This is a genomic window from Streptomyces sp. NPDC006551 (assembly GCF_040611675.1).
GTDB lineage: Bacteria > Actinomycetota > Actinomycetes > Streptomycetales > Streptomycetaceae > Streptomyces.
On record NZ_JBEXOT010000012.1, the window covers coordinates 1 to 19,517 of the forward strand.

18 protein-coding genes are annotated in these 19,517 nt (G+C 71.9%); 15 read left to right on the forward strand and 3 right to left on the reverse strand.

Annotation, left to right across the window (positions count from 1 at the left end; genetic code table 11):
- Positions 1-138: 138 nt before the first annotated feature.
- The gene (locus tag ABZY12_RS14410) at positions 139-1,041 is read right to left on the reverse strand and encodes a carbohydrate kinase (RefSeq protein ID WP_356889940.1); all 903 of its coding nucleotides are present in this window, start codon (positions 1,039-1,041) and stop codon (positions 139-141) included.
- A gap of 124 nt (positions 1,042-1,165) precedes the next feature.
- Here ABZY12_RS14410 and ABZY12_RS14415 point away from each other — a divergent pair, with 124 nt between their 5' ends.
- Positions 1,166-1,591, forward strand: coding sequence for a Rieske (2Fe-2S) protein (locus ABZY12_RS14415; protein ID WP_356889942.1), 426 nt, complete (start codon positions 1,166-1,168; stop codon positions 1,589-1,591).
- Between the two features lie 86 nt (positions 1,592-1,677).
- On the opposite strand, the gene ABZY12_RS14420 is transcribed toward ABZY12_RS14415, so the two are convergent.
- Positions 1,678-2,607 carry a hypothetical protein gene (locus ABZY12_RS14420; RefSeq protein WP_356889944.1) on the reverse strand — a complete coding sequence of 310 codons (930 nt, stop codon included), beginning with the start codon at positions 2,605-2,607 and terminating at the stop codon, positions 1,678-1,680.
- Between the two features lie 238 nt (positions 2,608-2,845).
- Between ABZY12_RS14420 and ABZY12_RS14425 the strand changes: the two genes are divergently transcribed.
- The 12 genes from ABZY12_RS14425 to ABZY12_RS14480 all read left to right on the forward strand — a co-directional run bounded on the left by ABZY12_RS14425 (position 2,846) and on the right by ABZY12_RS14480 (position 16,700).
- Complete coding sequence (locus ABZY12_RS14425) at positions 2,846-3,433, forward strand: papain-like cysteine protease family protein (protein WP_356889946.1); 588 nt, start codon at positions 2,846-2,848, stop codon at positions 3,431-3,433.
- 5 nt (positions 3,434-3,438) lie between these two features.
- Complete coding sequence (locus ABZY12_RS14430) at positions 3,439-4,224, forward strand: hypothetical protein (protein WP_356889948.1); 786 nt, start codon at positions 3,439-3,441, stop codon at positions 4,222-4,224.
- Between the two features lie 110 nt (positions 4,225-4,334).
- Positions 4,335-6,455, forward strand: coding sequence for an excinuclease ABC subunit UvrC (uvrC, locus tag ABZY12_RS14435; protein WP_356889950.1), 2,121 nt, complete (start codon positions 4,335-4,337; stop codon positions 6,453-6,455).
- Entirely contained in the window at positions 6,452-7,432 is a 981-nt protein-coding gene (rapZ, locus tag ABZY12_RS14440) for an RNase adapter RapZ (RefSeq protein ID WP_356889952.1), read from the forward strand. Before uvrC ends, rapZ begins: the two co-directional genes overlap by 4 nt.
- A complete protein-coding gene (yvcK, locus tag ABZY12_RS14445) occupies positions 7,429-8,460 on the forward strand; it encodes a uridine diphosphate-N-acetylglucosamine-binding protein YvcK (RefSeq protein ID WP_356889954.1) in 1,032 nt (343 codons plus the stop codon). The genes rapZ and yvcK overlap by 4 nt, the downstream gene beginning before the upstream one ends.
- The gene (whiA, locus tag ABZY12_RS14450) at positions 8,451-9,440 is read left to right on the forward strand and encodes a DNA-binding protein WhiA (RefSeq protein WP_356889956.1); all 990 of its coding nucleotides are present in this window, start codon (positions 8,451-8,453) and stop codon (positions 9,438-9,440) included. Before yvcK ends, whiA begins: the two co-directional genes overlap by 10 nt.
- Before the next feature lie 160 nt (positions 9,441-9,600).
- Positions 9,601-12,564: a M14 family zinc carboxypeptidase gene (locus ABZY12_RS14455; protein ID WP_356889958.1), complete on the forward strand. Its 2,964-nt coding sequence runs from the start codon at positions 9,601-9,603 to the stop codon at positions 12,562-12,564.
- A 225-nt stretch (positions 12,565-12,789) separates the two neighbouring features.
- Positions 12,790-13,800, forward strand: a complete 1,011-nt coding sequence (gene gap / locus ABZY12_RS14460) for a type I glyceraldehyde-3-phosphate dehydrogenase (RefSeq protein ID WP_356889960.1) — start codon at positions 12,790-12,792, stop codon at positions 13,798-13,800.
- 108 nt (positions 13,801-13,908) lie between these two features.
- Positions 13,909-15,120, forward strand: a complete 1,212-nt coding sequence (locus ABZY12_RS14465) for a phosphoglycerate kinase (protein WP_356889962.1) — start codon at positions 13,909-13,911, stop codon at positions 15,118-15,120.
- A 6-nt stretch (positions 15,121-15,126) separates the two neighbouring features.
- Entirely contained in the window at positions 15,127-15,903 is a 777-nt protein-coding gene (gene tpiA / locus ABZY12_RS14470; protein ID WP_356889964.1) for a triose-phosphate isomerase, read from the forward strand.
- Positions 15,904-16,023: 120 nt separating this feature from the next.
- Complete coding sequence (gene secG, locus ABZY12_RS14475; RefSeq protein ID WP_356890211.1) at positions 16,024-16,254, forward strand: preprotein translocase subunit SecG; 231 nt, start codon at positions 16,024-16,026, stop codon at positions 16,252-16,254.
- 110 nt (positions 16,255-16,364) lie between these two features.
- Entirely contained in the window at positions 16,365-16,700 is a 336-nt protein-coding gene (locus ABZY12_RS14480; RefSeq protein WP_003976875.1) for an RNA polymerase-binding protein RbpA, read from the forward strand.
- A gap of 82 nt (positions 16,701-16,782) precedes the next feature.
- Here the strand turns inward: ABZY12_RS14480 and ABZY12_RS14485 are convergent, their stop codons facing one another.
- Complete coding sequence (locus ABZY12_RS14485) at positions 16,783-17,631, reverse strand: MurR/RpiR family transcriptional regulator (RefSeq protein WP_356889966.1); 849 nt, start codon at positions 17,629-17,631, stop codon at positions 16,783-16,785.
- Between the two features lie 73 nt (positions 17,632-17,704).
- Between ABZY12_RS14485 and ABZY12_RS14490 the strand changes: the two genes are divergently transcribed.
- Together ABZY12_RS14490 and ABZY12_RS14495 are read left to right on the forward strand one after the other, a co-directional pair.
- The gene (locus tag ABZY12_RS14490; protein ID WP_356889968.1) at positions 17,705-18,634 is read left to right on the forward strand and encodes a BadF/BadG/BcrA/BcrD ATPase family protein; all 930 of its coding nucleotides are present in this window, start codon (positions 17,705-17,707) and stop codon (positions 18,632-18,634) included.
- A gap of 113 nt (positions 18,635-18,747) precedes the next feature.
- Entirely contained in the window at positions 18,748-19,512 is a 765-nt protein-coding gene (locus tag ABZY12_RS14495; RefSeq protein WP_356889970.1) for an SIS domain-containing protein, read from the forward strand.
- Positions 19,513-19,517 lie beyond the last annotated feature (5 nt).

A 19,517-nucleotide genomic window follows, 5' to 3' on the forward strand; every position in this document is an offset into this window, starting at 1 on the left:
TACACCCGGCAGTGCATTAATTCGGTGCGACCTGCCGCGCGGGGGGCGCCCCCCGCCCCCCCCGCCGCACCCGCTCCCCGAGCCGCTCGTGGCGCTTGTCCCCGGCGCGGGCGTCGGCAGCCCCCGCCCGGCTCGGGCTCAGACCTCGAGTTCGCGTGCGTACGGAGGCTCGGCGCCCACGCGGGTGCACGTGACCGCCGCCGCCCTCGCCGCGTACGTCAGGAGCTCCTTCCAGGCGCCGGAGTCCAGCGACTCCACCGGCCGGTCCGCCAGGCCGTGCAGAAGCGCCGCGTTCACCGTGTCACCGGCGCCGATCGTGTCCGCGACCCGTACGCCGACAGCGGGCACCGAGACCTCACCGGCGGCGCCGAACACCGTCAGGCCCCCGGCGCCCCGGGTCAGAACCACCGCCGAAGGGCCCCGCCGGAGCCAGTCGGCCGGGGTGCCGCCCAGCCAGGACGCGTCCTCCTCCGAGAGCTTCAGGAGCGAGACGTACGGCAGCCAGCCCGCGAAGCGCTCCCGATAGTCCGACGCGTCCGGGATGAGACCGGGCCGGATGTTCGGGTCCAGGAGCGTGAAGGCACCGCGCCCCGCCTCGCGCCGCAACAGCGCCTCGTACGCGCTCGCGCCCGGCTCCAGAGCCAGCGAACACGTCCCGAAGGCCAGGGCCCGCACGCCCGCCGGAAGGCGCTCGGGGAGGGCGAAGAGACGGTCGGCCGTGCCCTCGACGTAGAAGCCGTACCGCGCCGAACCGTCCGGACCCACCGAGGCGACCGCCAGCGTCGTCGGCTCGGGCCCGCGCTGGACCAGCGCGTCCGAGACACCCGCCGCCCGCAGCCCCTCCACCAGCGCTTCGCCGAAGGCGTCCGTGGAGACCCGCGAGCAGAAGGCCACGTCCGCCCCGAGCCGCCCCAGCGCCACGGCCGTGTTGTACGGACCGCCGCCGGGCCTCGGCACCAGCGGGGCCAGCGGGGACGCCGGGAGGGCGCCGGCCCCCTCCGGGACCAGGTCGATCAGGGACTCACCGGCGACGACGATCACGCCCGTGAACGTAACCCATGCCCGGCGGCCGGCACAGCCCGGAGGGGCCTCGCGAAGGCCCGCGGAAGCGCGCCGGTATCGTCGGTTCGGTCACCTCATGCCCCGATCGCACCGTGGAGCCCTCATGCCCGGCCAGACCCCCCGCCGCACCGTACTGAAAGGCGCGGCCCTGGCTGGCGCCGCGGGGCTGGGTGTCGCCGCCTGCTCCACCGAGTCCAAGCTCGGCCACGCCCAGGTCCCCACGCCGACCGCCCCGGTCGACCTCGGCGCCCCCGAGGAGGTGCCCGTCGGCGGCGCCAAGCTCTACCGCGAGCAGCGGGTCCTGGTGAGCTGCCCGGCCGCGGGCCGGTACAAGGCGTTCAGCGCCCAGTGCACCCACGCCGGCTGCGTCCTCGACAAGATCGAGAACAACGAGGGGAACTGCCCCTGCCACGGCAGCCGCTTCGACGTGACCACCGGCAAGGCCCTCAAGGGCCCGGCCACCGTCCCCCTTCCCGAGGTCCCGGTCCGGGTGGAGAACGGCAAACTGATCGCGGGCCCCGAGGCGTAACCAGGGTCCGAGGCATAACCCTGGTCCCGGGGCCCTGACCGGGCCCCGAGCCGGAGCCCGGACCCAGAGGCGCAAGCCCCCCGGCGTCACTCCCAGTCCCAGTCGATCCCCAGAAGCCCCGGCCGTACCCCCTGCTCCACCAGATGCACCGTGCGGTGCCGTCCGCTCAGCGTGAGCTGTGAGCGGCCGCCGCGCGGCGCACCGGCCGAGGACTGCGTGAAACGCCGGCAGCGCACGGGCAGCGCCGCCTCGTCGAACCGGACCTGGAGCACGTACTGCCCGCCCGCGTAGGTGAACCCCCGGACGTACTCACCGCTCGCACCGGCCGTCCCGTCCTCGAAGCCGTACCCGAAGAGATACGTCTCGCCGGCCCGCAGCCGCGCGTCGAACAGCAGCTCCGCGATCAGCACCCCAGTCTCGCGATGCCAACGCACCCGACCCGTACGGCAGTTCTCCGTCGCCCGCACCTCCACCCGGGACGGATCGCAGCCCGGGTCGCCGTGGTGGATGGCCACATAGCGGTCCACCCCGTCCCGGTGGGCTCGCACCACGTGCTGCGAGTCGCGCCCCACCAGCTCCCGCCCGGCACCGATCCGCACCCGCTCGTGATGGCCGACCGTGTGCAGCCCGCCGTCCACCGGTGACTCCAGACCGGCGATCAGCTCCTCCACCACGCCCGAGGCCTCCACCAGCGAACGGTACGAACGGGCCGCCGGCCGCTCGACCTCACCGCGCGCGGCGGCGCCCTCGGTCAGCAGCCGGATGAGGGAGTTGCCCGGCAGCTGGAGCACCTCCTCCAGGGCGCGGACCGCCTTCATCGACTCGGGCCGCTGCGGCCGCCGAGCACCCTGCTGCCAGTAACTGAGGCTGGTCACCCCGACCTTGATCCCCCGGTGCGCGAGATGATGCTGGACGCGCTGGAGCGGAAGACCGCGCACCGCGAGCGCCGTGCGCAGCGCCAGATGGAACGGTCCGGTGTGCAGCAACTGCACCAGATCGGCCTCGGTGTGCCCCATGGGGACTCCTCAGTGAACGTTCACGACGGTATGGCGGACCGCCGCGCCGCCGGTGGGGGGACCGCAGGTGGCACAGGGACACCCGTTCACACTCGGGTCACACCGTTCACAGCCTGCCGTCACCCCGCATTGAAGCGTGTTGACCCGCTTCCGACAACGTTCGATGCTCCTCACCAGCGTCCGGACGCGCTCCTCCAACTCCCCACATCCCCACACCCCCCGCCACGGGAGGAACGCGATGCGCAGAAGAAAGCTGTCCCTCGCGGCACTCGCCGCCGCCGCACTCTTCCTCATCCCCACCACCACCGCCTCCGCCGCGTCCGCGAACGACGACGCCTCGGCACTCGCGTACAAGCGGCTGAACATCACCATGCAGGCGCAGCAGAAGAGCAACTGGTGCTGGGCCGCAGGAGGCAACACCATCGCCACCTGGTTCGGCCGCTCCTACACCCAGAACCAGTTCTGCAACGCCGCCTTCAACCGCCAGCAGGGCTACGACTGCCCCAACAACCAGGCCACCCTCGGCAACGTGCAGACCGGACTGCGCTGGGCGGGCGTCAACCCCGGCTCGTACGTCACCGGCTGGCTGCGCTACTCCACCGTCCAGACGGAGATCAACGCCGACCGTCCGATCGAGACGCGGATCCAGTGGTCGAGCGGCGGCGGCCACATGCATGTGATCTACGGCTACGACGACGCCGACAGCTGGGTCTACTGGGGCGACCCCTGGCCCTCCAGCAACCGCTACAACTGGGCCTCGCACGCCTGGTACGTGAACAACAACTCCTTCTCCTGGACCCACTCGCTCTACCGGATAGGGGCGTGACGACGATGAGCCACGTACGTGCCGTGAGCGCCGGTCTCCTGTCCGCCGCCGCCCTCGTCGCCCTCGGCGCGGTCCCGGCCGCCGCCTCCGACGCGCCGCCGACGGCGGCCACACCCGAGAAGGCGGCCTCCGCGCCGGCGACCCTCGACACGCTCTCCCGGTTCTTCGCCCGCGACGGCGCCGTCGCGCGTTCCGCCGCCCGCCCCCGCGTCGAGGGCGCCTCGGTGCCGGTACGGGTGCTGTCCCCGGAGTTCGTGGCGGGGAAGGCGGGCGCGCCGGTGGCCCGGACCGAGTTCCACGCCAGCAAGGCGGTCTCCTCGGACGGACAGACGGCTTCGTTGTGGACCGTGCGCCAGGCCGGCGGCTGGCAGGTGGTGAACATCGCCACCGGCGACGACGAGATCCGCTACACCGCGCAGGGGGCGCGGGCGCTGCCGGGCGGGACCGTCTTCCGCGAGCCGCAGATCGACGCCTGGTACGTCCACAAGGGCACGAAGGTGCTCCCGCTGGACGAGGACGCGGTCCGCGCGATCGGGAAGAACGGGACCAGCCTGGCCGCGTACCGCGAGCGGGTCGCCGAGGCGTACGGCGACAAGCTGCCCGGCTCCGGCTACGCCCGCAAGGGCGCGGCCGGCGGCTACGACGCGCACGCCGCTCCCGCGCCCGAGGAACGCCTGGTCACGGCGGCGTCCGCCACCGCCGGCGCGGGCGCCGTCCTGGCCCTGGGCCTCCTCGGAGCGGCGGTCCGGCGCCGTCGGCGGGCCCCCGGAGCCGCGGAGTCCGCCTCCTGACGCCGGCGCTCCGCCGGGCCGGCCGTCTCCCCACGACGGCCCGGCGGGGCGGGGCGGCCGTCCCGTGACGGACGCCCGGACTGTCAGTTCCCGCCAGTAGGGTGGGGAACATGGCCGACCCCTCCAGCTACCGCCCCAAGCCGGGGCAGATCCCCGACTCGCCGGGGGTCTACAAATTCCGCGACGAGCACCGCCGGGTGATCTACGTCGGGAAGGCGAAGTCCCTGCGCCAGCGGCTGGCCAACTACTTCCAGCCGCTGGCGAGCCTGCACCCCCGCACGGCCACGATGGTCACCACGGCCGCCTCCGTGGAGTGGACCGTGGTCTCGACCGAGGTCGAGGCGCTCCAGCTGGAGTACTCCTGGATCAAGGAGTTCGACCCCCGGTTCAACGTCAAGTACCGGGACGACAAGAGCTATCCGTACCTCGCGGTGACCCTGAACGAGGAGTTCCCGCGCGTCCAGGTCATGCGCGGCCACAAGAAGAAGGGTGTGCGCTATTTCGGGCCGTACGCGCACGCGTGGGCCATCCGCGAGACCGTCGACCTGATGCTCCGCGTCTTCCCCGTCCGTACGTGCTCCGCCGGCGTCTTCCGCAACGCCGCCTCCGCCGGACGCCCCTGCCTCCTCGGCTACATCGGCAAGTGCTCCGCCCCCTGTGTGGGCCGGGTCACCCCCGAGGAGCACCGGGAACTGGCCGAGGAGTTCAGCGACTTCATGGCCGGCCGCACCGGCACGTACATCCGCCGTCTGGAGAAGCAGATGATGGCGGCGGCCGAGGAGATGGAGTACGAGAAGGCGGCCCGGCTCCGTGACGACATAGAGGCGCTGCGGCGGGCGATGGAGAAGAACGCCGTCGTCCTCGCCGACGCCACCGACGCCGATCTGATCGCGCTCGCGGAGGACGAGCTGGAGGCCGCCGTCCAGATCTTCCACGTCCGCGGCGGACGCGTACGCGGCCAGCGCGGCTGGGTCACCGACAAGGTCGAGGCCGTGTCGACGGCCGGGCTCGTCGAGCACGCGATCCAGCAGCTCTACGGCGAGGAGAGCGGCGACGCGGTCCCCAAGGAGGTCCTCGTCCCGACCCTCCCCGAGGACCTGGAGGCCGTCGGCCAGTGGCTCACCGGCCGCCGCGGCTCGGCCGTCTCGCTGCGCGTCCCGCAGCGCGGTGACAAGAAGGACCTGATGGAGACGGTCGCGCGCAACGCCCAGCAGGCGCTCGTCCTGCACAAGACCAAGCGCGCCAGCGACCTGACCACGCGCTCCCGGGCCCTGGAGGAGATCGCCGAGGCCCTGGACCTGGACTCGGCCCCGCTGCGGATCGAGTGCTTCGACATCTCGCACCTCCAGGGCGACGACGTCGTGGCGTCCATGGTCGTCTTCGAGGACGGACTGCCGCGCAAGAGCGAGTACCGCCGCTTCCAGATCAAGGGCTTCGAGGGCCAGGACGACGTCCGCTCGATGCACGAGGTGATCAGCCGCCGCTTCAAGCGCTACCTCGCCGAGAAGGAGAGGACGGGGGAGTGGGGCCCGGAGGGCGTCGAGGACGCCGAGGCCGTCGAGAGCGCCGGTGTGAACGGCACCGCCGCGGCCGCCGTGAGCGCCTTGGGAGGGCCCGGAGCCGCCCCGCGGGCCACGGGAGCGGCCGTCGCCCCGGAGGCCGACGGCAGCGGCCCCGCGCCTTCCGGGGAGGTGCCCGCCGACGACGGGCGGCCCAAGCGCTTCGCCTACCCGCCCCAGCTCGTCGTCGTCGACGGCGGGCAGCCGCAGGTTGCCGCCGCCCGGCGGGCCCTCGACGAGCTGGGCATCGACGACATCGCCGTCTGCGGCCTGGCCAAGCGCCTCGAAGAGGTCTGGCTGCCCGGTGACGACGACCCCGTCGTCCTGCCCCGCTCCAGCGAGGGCCTGTACCTCCTTCAGCGGGTACGTGACACGGCTCACGACTTCGCCATCCGCTATCAGCGCTCGAAGCGGAACAAGCGCATCAGGACCAGCCCCCTGGACGCCGTCCCCGGCCTCGGCGACACGCGCAAGCAGGCCCTGATCAAGCATTTCGGCTCGGTCAAGCGGCTCCGACAGGCGACAATCGAGCAGATCTGCGAGGTCCCCGGCCTGGGCCGCAAGACGGCCGAAGCCGTGGCCGTGGCCCTCGCCCAGGCGGCCCCGGCCGCGCCCGCCGTGAACACGGCAACAGGAGAGATCATGGAAGACGACGGGGGCAGCACCGCATGACCGCGCATGACCAGCGAGACCAGCACGACCAGCACGAACGGCACCACCGAGAAGACGGAGCAGGACACGTGAGTACGGGCACGAAGGAGGCCATCGGCGACAACGGCGCCGACGCGGCCATCCCCGAGCTGGTGATCATCTCCGGCATGTCCGGCGCCGGCCGGTCCACCGCGGCGAAGTGCCTGGAGGACCTCGGCTGGTTCGTCGTCGACAACCTGCCGCCCGCGCTGATCCCCACCATGGTGGAGCTCGGCGCCCGTTCCCAGGGCAATGTGGCCCGGATCGCCGTCGTCGTCGACGTCCGCGGCCGGCAGTTCTTCGACGCCCTGCGGGAGTCCCTCGCCGCCCTCGACGCCCAGCAGGTCACCCGGCGGATCGTCTTCCTGGAGTCCTCCGACGAGGCCCTGGTCAGGCGTTTCGAGTCGGTCCGCAGGCCGCACCCGCTCCAGGGCGACGGCCGGATCACCGACGGCATCTCCGCCGAGCGCGACCTGCTGCGCGAGCTGCGCGGCGACGCCGACCTGGTGATCGACACCTCCAGCCTCAACGTCCACGAACTGCGGGCCAAGATGGACGCCCAGTTCGCCGGCGACGAGGAGCCGGAGCTGCGCGCCACCGTCATGTCGTTCGGATTCAAGTACGGGCTGCCCGTCGACGCCGACCTCGTCGTCGACATGCGGTTCCTGCCCAACCCGCACTGGGTCCCCGAGCTGCGGCCGTTCACCGGCCTCAACGAAGAGGTCTCGGCGTACGTCTTCAACCAGCCGGGCGCCAAGGAGTTCCTCGACCGCTACACCGAACTGCTCCAGCTGATCGCCGCCGGCTACCGCCGCGAGGGCAAGCGGTACGTGACCATCGCCGTCGGCTGCACGGGCGGCAAGCACCGCTCCGTGGCCACGTCCGAGAAGCTCGCCGCCCGCCTCGCCGCGGAAGGGGTCGAGACCGTCGTCGTCCACCGGGACATGGGGCGCGAGTGAAGCCGTACCGCCGGCGTACGTCCACGCTCTCCGGGCTCTCGGTACGTACGCTCCGCAGGCGCGGCGCCCAGCCCAAGGTCGTCGCGCTGGGCGGGGGCATGGGTCTGTCGGCCTCCCTCGCCGCCCTGCGCCGGATCACCGGTGATCTCACCGCCGTGGTCACCGTCGCCGACGACGGCGGCTCCAGCGGCCGGCTCCGGGAGGAGCTGGGCGTGCTGCCGCCCGGAGACCTGCGCAAGGCGCTCGCCGCGCTGTGCGGGGACGACGACTGGGGCCAGACCTGGTCCCGGGTGATCCAGCACCGCTTCCAGTCCAAGGGCGAGCTGCACGAGCACGCGGTCGGCAACCTGCTCATCGTCGCCCTCTGGGAGCAGCTCGGCGACCACGTCCAGGCGCTGGACCTGGTGGGCAAGCTGCTCGGCGCGCACGGCCGGGTGCTGCCCATGTCCGCCGTGCCGCTGGAGCTCCAGGCCCTGGTCAAGGGGCACGATCCGGCGCGTCCGGACGACGTGGACACCGTCCGCGGCCAGGCCACGGTGGCGCTGACCCCCGGCGAGGTGCAGTCCGTGCACCTCGTCCCGCACGACCCGCCCGCCGTGCCCGAGGCCGTCGCCGCGGTGCTCGACGCGGACTGGGTGGTCCTGGGCCCCGGCTCCTGGTTCTCCTCGGTGATCCCGCATCTGCTCGTGCCCGAACTGCTCGACGCCCTGGTGGTGACCAAGGCCCGCCGGGTGCTCTCGCTCAACCTCGCGCCACAGCCGGGAGAAACGGAAGGGTTCTCTCCGCAGCGTCATTTGGAGGTTTTGGGACGACACGCCCCTAAACTCGCCCTGGACGTGGTGCTGGCCGACGAGGCCGCCGTGCCCGACCGCGAGTCCCTGTCCGACGCCGCCAAGCGGCTCGGCGCCGCGGTCGAGCTGGCGCCGGTGGCCCGGGCGGACGGTACTCCGAAGCACGACCCGGAGCTGTTGGCCGCCGCGTACGACCGTATTTTTCGGATGCATGGAAGGATCGGCCCATGGCGATGACGGCAGCGGTGAAGGACGAGATCTCCCGGCTTCCCGTCACCCGGACCTGCTGCAGGAAGGCAGAGGTCTCGTCGATCCTGCGGTTCGCGGGCGGGCTGCACCTGGTGAGCGGGCGGATCGTGATCGAGGCGGAGCTGGACACGGCGATGGCCGCCCGGCGCCTCAAGCGGGACATCCTGGAGATCTTCGGGCACAGCTCGGAGCTGATCGTGATGGCTCCCGGAGGTCTGCGCCGAGGCTCCCGGTACGTCGTACGGGTGGTGGCGGGCGGCGACCAGCTGGCCCGGCAGACCGGCCTGGTCGACGGCCGGGGCCGCCCGATCCGCGGGCTGCCCCCGCAGGTCGTCTCCGGCGCCACCTGCGACGCCGAGGCGGCCTGGCGCGGCGCGTTCCTCGCCCACGGCTCCCTGACCGAGCCGGGACGCTCCTCCTCCCTGGAGGTGACCTGCCCCGGCCCGGAGGCCGCCCTCGCCCTGGTGGGCGCGGCGCGCCGGCTGTCCATCGCCGCGAAGGCCCGTGAGGTACGGGGCGTGGACCGGGTGGTCGTCCGTGACGGCGACGCGATCGGAGCCCTGCTCACCCGGCTCGGCGCCCACGAGTCGGTGCTGGCCTGGGAGGAGCGGCGGATGCGCCGCGAGGTCCGCGCCACCGCCAACCGTCTGGCCAACTTCGACGACGCCAACCTGCGCCGCTCGGCCCGCGCCGCGGTCGCCGCGGGCGCCCGGGTCCAGCGGGCCCTGGAGATCCTCGGCGAGGAGGTGCCCGAGCACCTCGCCGCCGCGGGCCGCCTGCGCATGGAGCACAAGCAGGCCTCGCTCGAGGAGCTGGGCGCGCTCGCCGACCCGCCGCTGACCAAGGACGCCGTCGCCGGCCGGATCCGCCGCCTGCTCGCCATGGCCGACAAGCGGGCCCAGGACCTGGGCATCCCGGGGACCGAGTCCACCCTGACGGAGGAGCTGGACGACAGCCTCGTCGGCTGAGTCCCCGGTCCTCCGTTCCGCTCAACTCGCCGCTGCCGGTGCCTTTCTGAGGCACCGGCAGCTTCCGTCGGACGCGCCGGAGGCGTCCTTGACATGATCATGGGCTCCCCTGAGCCTGTCGTCTGTTCACCTTCGTGGCAGACAACAGCAAGGGCGGCTCATGAGACGTAGCGCGAGATCGATCCTCGCCGCGGCTTCACTGCTGATCGCGGGCCTGGTGATGGCACCCGTCGCCGGAGCGGAACCTCAGGACACGACCGACGGCGCGGGCGCCGAAGCCCTCTCCGTATGGCGGGCGAAGGTCACCGAGGAGCAGGTGCCGCTGCTCCTGGAAGCCGGCGCCGACGGGCACGAACTGACCGAACGGGTGCCCGACAAGGGCTCCGCCACCGTGGAGCTGTACCTCACCGAGCAGCAGGCGGGGCAGCTGCGCGGCAAGGGTGTCGAACTCGCCGAGCACACCCTTTCCCCCCAGGCCGCCCGGCGCGTCGCCGGCGCCGGGGACGGCGTCTTCCGCCCCTACGGCGGCGCGAACGGCCTCAAGCGGGAGATCCTCGCCACCGCCCAGGCCCACCCGGGGCTCACCAAGGTCGTCTCCCTCGGAAAGACGCTCAAGGGACAGGACATCCTCGCCCTCAAAGTCAGCAAGGGGGCCAAGAAGGCCAGGGACGGCGCCAAGCCCGCCACGCTGTACCTGTCCAACCAGCACGCCCGCGAGTGGATCACCCCCGAGATGACCCGGCGGCTGATGCACCACTACCTCGACGGCTATGGCGAGGACGAGCGGATCACCCGGATCGTCGACTCCACCGAGCTGTGGTTCGTGCTCTCCGCCAACCCGGACGGCTACGACTTCACCCACGCAGACCCGGCCCACCGCCAGTGGCGCAAGAACCTCCGCGACAACAACGGCGACGGGCGGATCGAGCCCGGCGACGGCGTCGACCTCAACCGCAACTTCGCCTACAAGTGGGGCTACGACAACGAGGGCTCGTCGCCCGACCCGGCCGACGAGACCTTCCGCGGCACCGGTCCGATGTCCGAGCCGGAGACCAAGGCCCTGGACGCCTTCCAGCGGCGGATCGGCTTCCAGTACGGCATCAACTACCACTCCGCCGCCCAACTGCTGCTGTACGGCGTCGGCTGGCAGGTCGCCACCGACACCCCCGACGACGTGGCCCTCAAGGCGCTCGCCGGCACCCCGCAGAAGCCGGCCGTGCCCGGTTACCGCCCGCAGCTCTCCTCCGAGCTCTACACCACCAACGGCGAGGCCGACGGACACGCCGCCAACGTCAACGGGATGCAGATGTTCACCCCTGAGATGTCGACCTGCGCCACGGCCTCCCGCGTCGATCCCACCGACGCCTGGGAACCCGCCGACTGCGCCTCCGTCTTCACCTTCCCCGACGACGAGAAGCTGATCCAGGCCGAGTTCGCCAAGAACGTCCCCTTCGCACTCGCCGTCGCGGAGAGCGCCGCCCACCCCGACCGGCCCGTCTCCGTCACCGGCCTCGACGCCCCCGACCTCACCCCCGACGCCTTCACCACCTCCTACGCCCACGGCGGCGACCAGGAGGTGTCCGTCACCGCCCGCAAGTCGCTGCGGGCGAAGGAGTTGAAGTACCGCGTCAACGGCGGCCCTACGCACAGCGAACGGCTCGAGGCATGGGAGGGCGGCGAGACCTACGGCGGCGAGGACAACCTCTACTTCGACCGATACCGGGCCGAGGTCCGGGACACCGGACCGGGCGACACCGTCGAGGTCTGGTTCACCGCCCGCACCCGTGAGGGCAGGGCCACCTCCTCCGACCCCTTCACCTACACCGTGGCCGAGCGGCCGCGCGCGGACGTGCTCGTCCTCGCCGAGGAGGGCGGCACCGCCGCCGCGCGGCACACCGACGCCTATGTGAAGGCGCTCGCCGGCAACGGCCGCGCCGCCGCCGTCTGGGACGTCGCCACCCAGGGCGTCCCGCACGCTCTCGGCGTCCTGAGCCACTTCCGTACGGTCGTCTGGTACACCGGCGCCGAGCGGCCCTCCGGGCCGGTCATGCTGGCCGTCCGCGACCACCTCAACGAAGGCGGAAAGCTCGTCAACGCCGGCGAGAGGTCGGGCGGTCACGTCGACATCGGCCGCGCCGACTCCGATGACTTCGCGCAGTACTTCCTGGGCGCCCATCACCGGACCGGCCTCAAGAGCCCGCCGGCCTTCGCCGGATCGGGCGGCTTCGCCGGTACCGCCGTGACGCTCGGCGCGGCCGCCGACAACCCGCTGGACGACGCCGGCGCGTACACCGTCACCTCGGACACCCTGCCGCCGCGGCAGTTCCCGCGGTTCGGCAGCAGTGCCTCCGCCGGTGACTACCCGGGCGTCCGCACCCCCTTCGAGCCGTACGAGGGCTCCTCCTTCGCCGCGGCCTCGCACGCCGACAACACCTGGACGCGGCTGAGCCGCACCGTCGACCTCACCGGCGTCGACGCCTCGGCGAAGCCGAGCCTGCGGTTCCAGGTCAGCCACGACACCGAGCCCGGCTACGACAACCTCGTGGTCGAGGCCCGCACTGTCGGCCAGGAGGACTGGACGACGCTGCCCGACACCAACGGAGGCACCTCCACCGAGGCGCCGGCCGACTGCGGCGAGGGCTACTACGTCCGGGGCCACCCCTTCCTCGCCCACTATCTGACCGTCGGCGAGAACGGCTGCGCCACCACCGGAACGACCGGCTCCTGGAACGCCTTCACCGGCCCCTCCAACGGCTGGCGCGAGGCGTCGATCGACCTCGGCCGCTACGCGGGCGAGAAGGTCGAGCTGTCGCTCTCGTACATCTCCGACCCGGGCACCGGTGGGACCGGCGCCTTCGTCGACGACACCCGGCTCGTCGTCGGCGGTACGGAGACCGACGCCGAGGGATTCGAGACCGCGCTCGGTGTCTGGTCCGTACCGGGACCGCCGGCCGGCAGCCCCCGTGCCGGGAAGGACTGGATCCGCTCGCCCGGGCTCTTCCATTCACGGGCCGCCGTCACCACGCGTGACACCGTCCTGCTCGGTTTCGGCCTGGAACACGTACCGAGCGCGGCGCAGCGCACGGCACTGATCGGGAAGGCGATCAGTGCGGTGCACGGCTGAGCGACCACCCGCACCTTTGATCACAGTCAGTGATCGGGACGAAAGTCGCACCGTGGCCCGAACCCGTCGGTAGTAACGGGCCACGGCGCATTTACCGGCACTTACGGCTGCACACGATGTCACTCTGAGGCGATGGGAGAGGTAGGGTCGTAAGCGGTCGGGGACATCCCTAATAGAAACTCGCCGGCGTCGAAAACCGGCGTACTCTCACGAGGAGATCGGTTCGTGACGATCCGCGTAGGCATCAACGGCTTTGGCCGCATCGGTCGCAACTACTTCCGCGCGCTCCTTGAGCAGGGTGCTGACATCGAGATCGTGGCTGTCAACGACCTGGGTGACACTGCGACCACCGCCCACCTGCTGAAGTACGACACGATCCTGGGTCGCCTCAAGGCCGAGGTCACCCACACCGCCGACACCATCACCGTCGACGGCCACACCATCAAGGTGCTCTCCGAGCGCAACCCGGCCGACATCCCCTGGGGCGAGCTGGGCGTCGACATCGTCATCGAGTCGACCGGCATCTTCACGAAGAAGGCCGACGCCGAGAAGCACCTCGCCGGTGGCGCCAAGAAGGTCCTCATCTCGGCTCCGGCCAAGGACGAGGACATCACCATCGTGATGGGCGTCAACCAGGACAAGTACGACGCGGCCAACCACCACGTCATCTCCAACGCCTCCTGCACCACCAACTGCGTGGCGCCGATGGCCAAGGTCCTCGACGAGAACTTCGGCATCGTCAAGGGTCTGATGACGACGGTCCACGCGTACACCAACGACCAGCGCATCCTGGACTTCCCGCACTCCGACCTGCGTCGTGCCCGCGCCGCCGCGGAGAACATCATCCCGACCACGACCGGTGCCGCCAAGGCCACCGCCCTGGTCCTCCCGCAGCTCAAGGGCAAGCTCGACGGCATCGCGATGCGCGTCCCGGTCCCGACCGGCTCGGCCACCGACCTGGTCGTCACGCTGCAGCGCGAGGTCACCAAGGACGAGGTCAACGCCGCCTTCAAGAAGGCCTCCGAGGACGGCGACCTCAAGGGCATCCTGTTCTACACCGAGGACCCGATCGTGTCCTCGGACATCGTCAGCGACCCGGCCTCCTGCACCTTCGACTCCTCCCTGACGATGGTCCAGGAGGGCAACTCGGTGAAGATCCTGGGCTGGTACGACAACGAGTGGGGTTACTCCAACCGCCTCGTCGACCTCACCGTCTTCGTCGGCGGCCAGCTCTGATCTCAGGCAGGCACCCCTTGATGTGAGCGCAGGGCTCGGACAGCGTAACGTCGCGCTGTACGAGCCCTGTCTCGTGTGCTCCACCGCGTTCCTAGGAGTCAGTAAGAGATGAAGACGATCGACGAGCTTCTCGCCGAAGGCGTCGCCGGCAAGCGGGTATTCGTCCGCGCCGACCTCAACGTGCCGCTGGACGGCACCACCATCACCGACGACGGCCGGATCCGCGCCGTCCTCCCCACGGTCGAGGCGCTCGCCGCGGCCGGTGCCCGGGTCGTGGTCGCCTCGCACCTGGGCCGCCCCAAGGGCGCCCCGGACCCGGCGTTCTCCCTCGCCCCGGCCGCCGCGCGCCTGGGCGAGCTCCTCGGTGCCGACGTGGCGTTCGCGACCGACACGGTCGGCGACTCCGCCACCTCCACCGTGGCGGGCCTCGCCGACGGCCGGGTGGCCGTCATCGAGAACCTCCGCTTCAACGCCGGTGAGACGTCCAAGGACGACGCCGAGCGCGGCGCCTTCGCGGACCGCCTCGCCGCCCTCGCCGACGTCTACGTCGGTGACGGCTTCGGCGCCGTGCACCGCAAGCACGCCTCGGTCTTCGACCTCCCGGCCCGCCTTCCGCACGCCGCCGGCCACCTCATCGCCACCGAGGTCGGCGTCCTGAAGAAGCTGACCTCGGACGTCAAGCGCCCGTACGTCGTCGTCCTGGGCGGCGCCAAGGTCTCCGACAAGCTCGCCGTCATCGACGAGCTGCTCGGCAAGGCCGACCGTCTCCTGATCGGCGGCGGCATGGCGTACACCTTCCTCTACGCCAAGGGCTACGAGGTCGGCATCTCCCTGCTCCAGAAGGACCAGGTGGACGTCGTCAAGGAGTACATGAAGCGGGCCGAGGAGAACGGCGTCGAGCTCGTCCTCCCCGTCGACGTGCTGGTGTCCTCGGAGTTCCCGGACCTGAAGACCAAGGCCCCGGCCGACTTCGAGACCGTCGACGCGGACAAGATCCCGTCGACCAAGGAGGGCCTCGACATCGGCCCGAAGACGCGCGAGCTGTACGCGTCGAAGATCGCCGACGCCGAGACCGTCTTCTGGAACGGTCCGGTGGGCGTCTTCGAGCACCCCGACTACGCCGGTGGCACCACCGCCATCGCGCGGGCCCTGCTCGACAGCAGCGCCTACACCGTCGTCGGTGGTGGCGACAGCGCCGCCGCCGTCCGGATCCTGGGCTTCGACGAGAACGCCTTCGGCCACATTTCCACCGGTGGTGGCGCCAGCCTCGAGTACCTCGAGGGCAAGACGCTCCCCGGCCTCGCCGCTCTGGAGGACTGAGAAAAAGTGAGTTCGCGTACCCCGCTGATGGCGGGCAACTGGAAGATGAACCTCAACCACCTCGAGGCCATCGCGCACGTCCAGAAGCTCGCCTTCGCGCTCGCCGACAAGGACTACGACGCCGTCGAGGTCGCCGTCCTGGCGCCCTTCACCGACCTGCGGTCCGTGCAGACCCTGGTCGACGGCGACAAGCTCAAGATCAAGTACGGCGCCCAGGACATCTCCGCGCACGACTCCGGTGCCTACACCGGTGAGATCTCGGGCGCGATGCTGTCCAAGCTGAAGTGCTCCTACGTCGCCGTGGGCCACTCCGAGCGCCGCCAGTACCACGCCGAGTCGGACGAGATCTGCAACGCCAAGGTGAAGGCCGCGTACAAGCACGGCCTGACCCCGATCCTCTGCGTCGGCGAGGGCCTGGACGTCCGCAAGGCGGGCCGGCAGGTCCAGCACACCCTGGCCCAGATCGACGGCGGTCTGAAGGACGTCCCGGCCGAGCAGGCCGAGTCCATCGTGATCGCCTACGAGCCGGTGTGGGCCATCGGCACCGGTGAGGTGGCCACCCCGGAGGACGCGCAGGAGGTCTGCGGGGCGATCCGCGGCCGTCTCGCGGAGCTGTACTCGCAGGAGCTGGCCGACAAGGTCCGCATCCAGTACGGCGGCTCGGTGAAGTCCGGGAACGTGGCCGCGATCATGGCGCAGCCCGACGTCGACGGCGCCCTGGTGGGCGGCGCGGCGCTGGACGCGGACGAGTTCGTCAAGATCGTCCGCTTCCGCGACCAGTGAGTATGCGGTAGCGGCGATCCGTCGTACCCTTGCGGGGGCCGAGCAGGCTGTGTGAGCCTGTCGGCCCCCGTCGTTCGCACTTTTCCGAGAATTGCCAGGAAGTAGGGTCCAGCCGTGGTTATGGGGTTCTCGATCGCCCTGATCGTCTTCAGCGCGCTGCTGATGCTGCTCGTGCTGATGCACAAGGGGAAGGGCGGCGGCCTCTCCGACATGTTCGGTGGAGGTATGCAGTCCTCCGTCGGCGGCTCCTCGGTCGCCGAGCGCAACCTGGACCGGATCACCGTCGTGGTCGGTCTCCTGTGGTTCGCGTGCATTGTCGTACTTGCACTTCTGATGAAGGTGAACGGCTGAACGCTCGTTCCGGCGTTGCGGGGTTCTGTGTAACTCCAATCACTGGACGCGCGTTGGGCCTTACGTAGACTGGGGCATCTTCGAGCACCATCACGCAGGGAGTTACGACCGTGGCAAGTGGCAACGCGATCCGGGGAAGCCGGGTCGGAGCGGGGCCGATGGGGGAGGCCGAGCGGGGCGAGTCGGCACCGCGCCTCCGCATCTCCTTCTGGTGCTCGAACGGGCACGAGACGCAGCCGAGCTTCGCCAGTGACGCACAGGTTCCGGAGACGTGGGACTGCCCGCGCTGCGGTTTCCCGGCCGGTCAGGACCGGGACAATCCGCCGGATCCGCCGCGCACCGAGCCGTACAAGACGCATCTCGCGTATGTGCGCGAGCGGCGCAGCGACGCGGACGGCGAGGCGATCCTCGCCGAGGCGCTCGCCAAACTGCGCGGCGAGATCTGAGCGTGGTGTGAAGGTGTGACGAACGGGCCCTGCCCGCGAACTCGGTTCGCGGGCAGGGCCCGTTCGCGTCGGTTTCGCCGGATCAGCGGTGGCTGTCGGCGATATGGGCGGTCAGCGCCATAGCCGCCGTCGCCCGCCGGTAGGACAGCTGCGCCACGCGCGCGTAGAGGCAGTCCAGGATCAGCAGCACCGAGTGGCGGGTCCCGAAACCGCCGCGCCGGAAGCCGGTCTCGGCCGAGGTCGAGGTGAGATGGAGACCGGCGGCCCGGGCGACGGGGGAGCGGGGATCGCCGGTGACGGCGATGGTGGCGGCCCCCCGCTCGACCGCGAGCCGCAGCGGGGCGAGCACCTCGCGGGTGGCCCCGGAGTGGGAGAGCGCCACGACCGCGTCGGCGGGCGTCAGCAGGGCGGCGGAGGTCTCCGCCGCGTGCACCTCCGTCCAGCCGCGGGCGTCGCAGCCTATGCCGAAGAGCCGTGCCTCGGTCTCCAGGGCCACCACACCGGAGGCTCCCACGCCGTAGACGTCGATACGGCGCGCCTTGGCCAGGGTCCGCGCGGCCCGTTCGAGGGCGTCGAGGTCCAGCCGCTCGGCGGTCCGGCGCAGGGCCTGCAGATCGGCCCGGGCGACGGCGGCGACGACCTGGTCGAGCGGGTCGTCGGGGCCGATGTCGGGACCGAGGGGGAGGACGTCGCCGGAACGGTCGTTCTCGCCCTGCTCCTGGGCGAGGGCGAGCAGCAGCCGCTGGTACGAGTCGAGGCCGAGGGCCTGGCAGAAGCGGGTCACGGTGGCCTGGGAGGTACCGGTGCGCCGGCCCAGTTCGGCGGCGGAGACGCCAGCGACCCGCCGGGGGTCCTCCAGCACCCAGGCGCCGACCTTGCGCAGGGAACCGGACATGCGGGGCAGCTCGGAGCGGATCAGTGCGGTGATCACGACGGCCTCACTCCTGTCCGGGGATGTCGGGGGTCTTGTCGCGGCGTGAATCTATCAACCACCATGCGGGCTGATGAGCGAATCCGGGATTCAGACGGAGGCGGAGCTCGTCGTCGGCATCGACGCGGGCGGAACGCGGATCCGGGCGCGGCTCGCCGTCGCCTCGACCGGCGAGACCCTCGGGGAGGGAACGGGCGGCCCGGGCAACGCGCTGAGCGTCCCGCGCGACGGACTCGTACGGAATCTGGCGGCGGCCCTGACCGGCGCCGTCCGGGACGGGCGGGGCGGTGCCGTCCGTGCCGTGGTGGCGGGCTTCGCGGGCGGCGGCCCGGGCGGGGGCCACGAGAACGCGCGCACGGCGCTGGCCGGCGCGCTGGCAGCGGTCGGCGCCGCCCCGGCCCGCGTCGAGGTCTGCGGGGACGTGGACGTCGCCTTCGCCTCGGCGCCCGGGACCCCGGCGGACGGGCTCGTCCTGATCGCCGGTACGGGCGCCGTCGCCGCGCGCGTGGAGCGGCGCAGGGCCGCGCGCGCCGTGGACGGCGACGGCTGGCTGCTCGGCGACGCGGGCAGCGGCTTCTGGCTCGGGCGCGAGGCGCTGCGGGCCGTGCTGCGCTCCCTGGACGGACGGGGACCGGCCACTGTCCTCGCCGGGCCGGTGGGGGAGCGGTGCGGCGGGCTCCGCAGGGAGGACATCGTCCGGTACGCGTACGCGGGCCATCCGGTGCGGCTCGCGGCGCTGAGCCCTCTCGTGGTGGACGCCGAACGGGCCGGGGACGCGGTGGCCCGGCGGCTGCTCGACCGTGCGGCGGACGAACTCGCCGCGACCGTACGCGCGTTGGCGCCGCGCCCAGGAGAGCCGCTGGTCACCACGGGCGCCCTGATCGGCCCCGCCGGGCCGCTGCTGCCCCGACTCACCGCGCGGGTCGCACCGTTGGGCCTCGCCCCGAGCCCCACCCCGGACGGCCTCACGGGCGCGGTGGCGCTGGCGCGGCTTCCGCGCTGAAACGGCGTACGAGGTGGGGGTGGGGGGTGCTCTTGACGGGGTTCACCGACGCTGGTTCATTGATTCGGGTCAGTCGTCCTGGATGGGTTCACCGAGCCAGCGGAGGCTCTCTCATGTCCCAACGCCCCCTCGGCGCCGCGCTGTTCGCCGACCACGCCCGCGAGGCCGTCGAGCGGGCCGTCGCCGGCAACAAGGACTCCGTCGCCGCGGCCGCCCGGCTCTTCGCCGACTGCGTCGCCGCCGACGGCGTGATCCACGCCTTCGGCACCGGACACTCCCAGGCCGCCGCCCTGGAGATCGCCGGCCGCGCCGGGGGACTCGTCCCCACCAGCCGTATCTCCCTGGCCGACCTCGTGCTGCGCGGCGGCGAGGACCCGGCCGTCCTCGCCGATCCGCTCCTCGAACGCTCCCCGGGCCTGGCCGAACGGCTCTACGCCCTCGCCACGCCCCGCCCGCAGGACCTGTTCGTGATCATCTCCAACTCCGGCGTCAACAACTCCATCGTCGACCTGGCACTGAAGGTCACCGGGGCCGGCCACCGACTCGTCGCCCTCACCTCGCTGGAACACACCCACGCCGTCCCCGCGCTCCACCCGAGCGGCAAGCGGCTCGCCGACCTCGCCGACGCCGTCCTCGACAACCGCGCCCCCACCGGTGACGCCCTGCTCCCGCTGCCCGACGGCGGAGCCCTCTGCGGCATCTCCACCCTCACCTCCTCGCTCCTCGTCCAGATGGTGGTGGCCGAGGCCGTCGCCCTGCTCCTCGCCGAGGGGCACCGGCCGCCCGTCTACGTCTCGGCCAACCTGCCGGGCGGTCACGAGCGGAACGCGGCCCTGGAGGCCCACTACGCGGGCCGCCTGCACCGCGGCGGCCACTGAGCCGT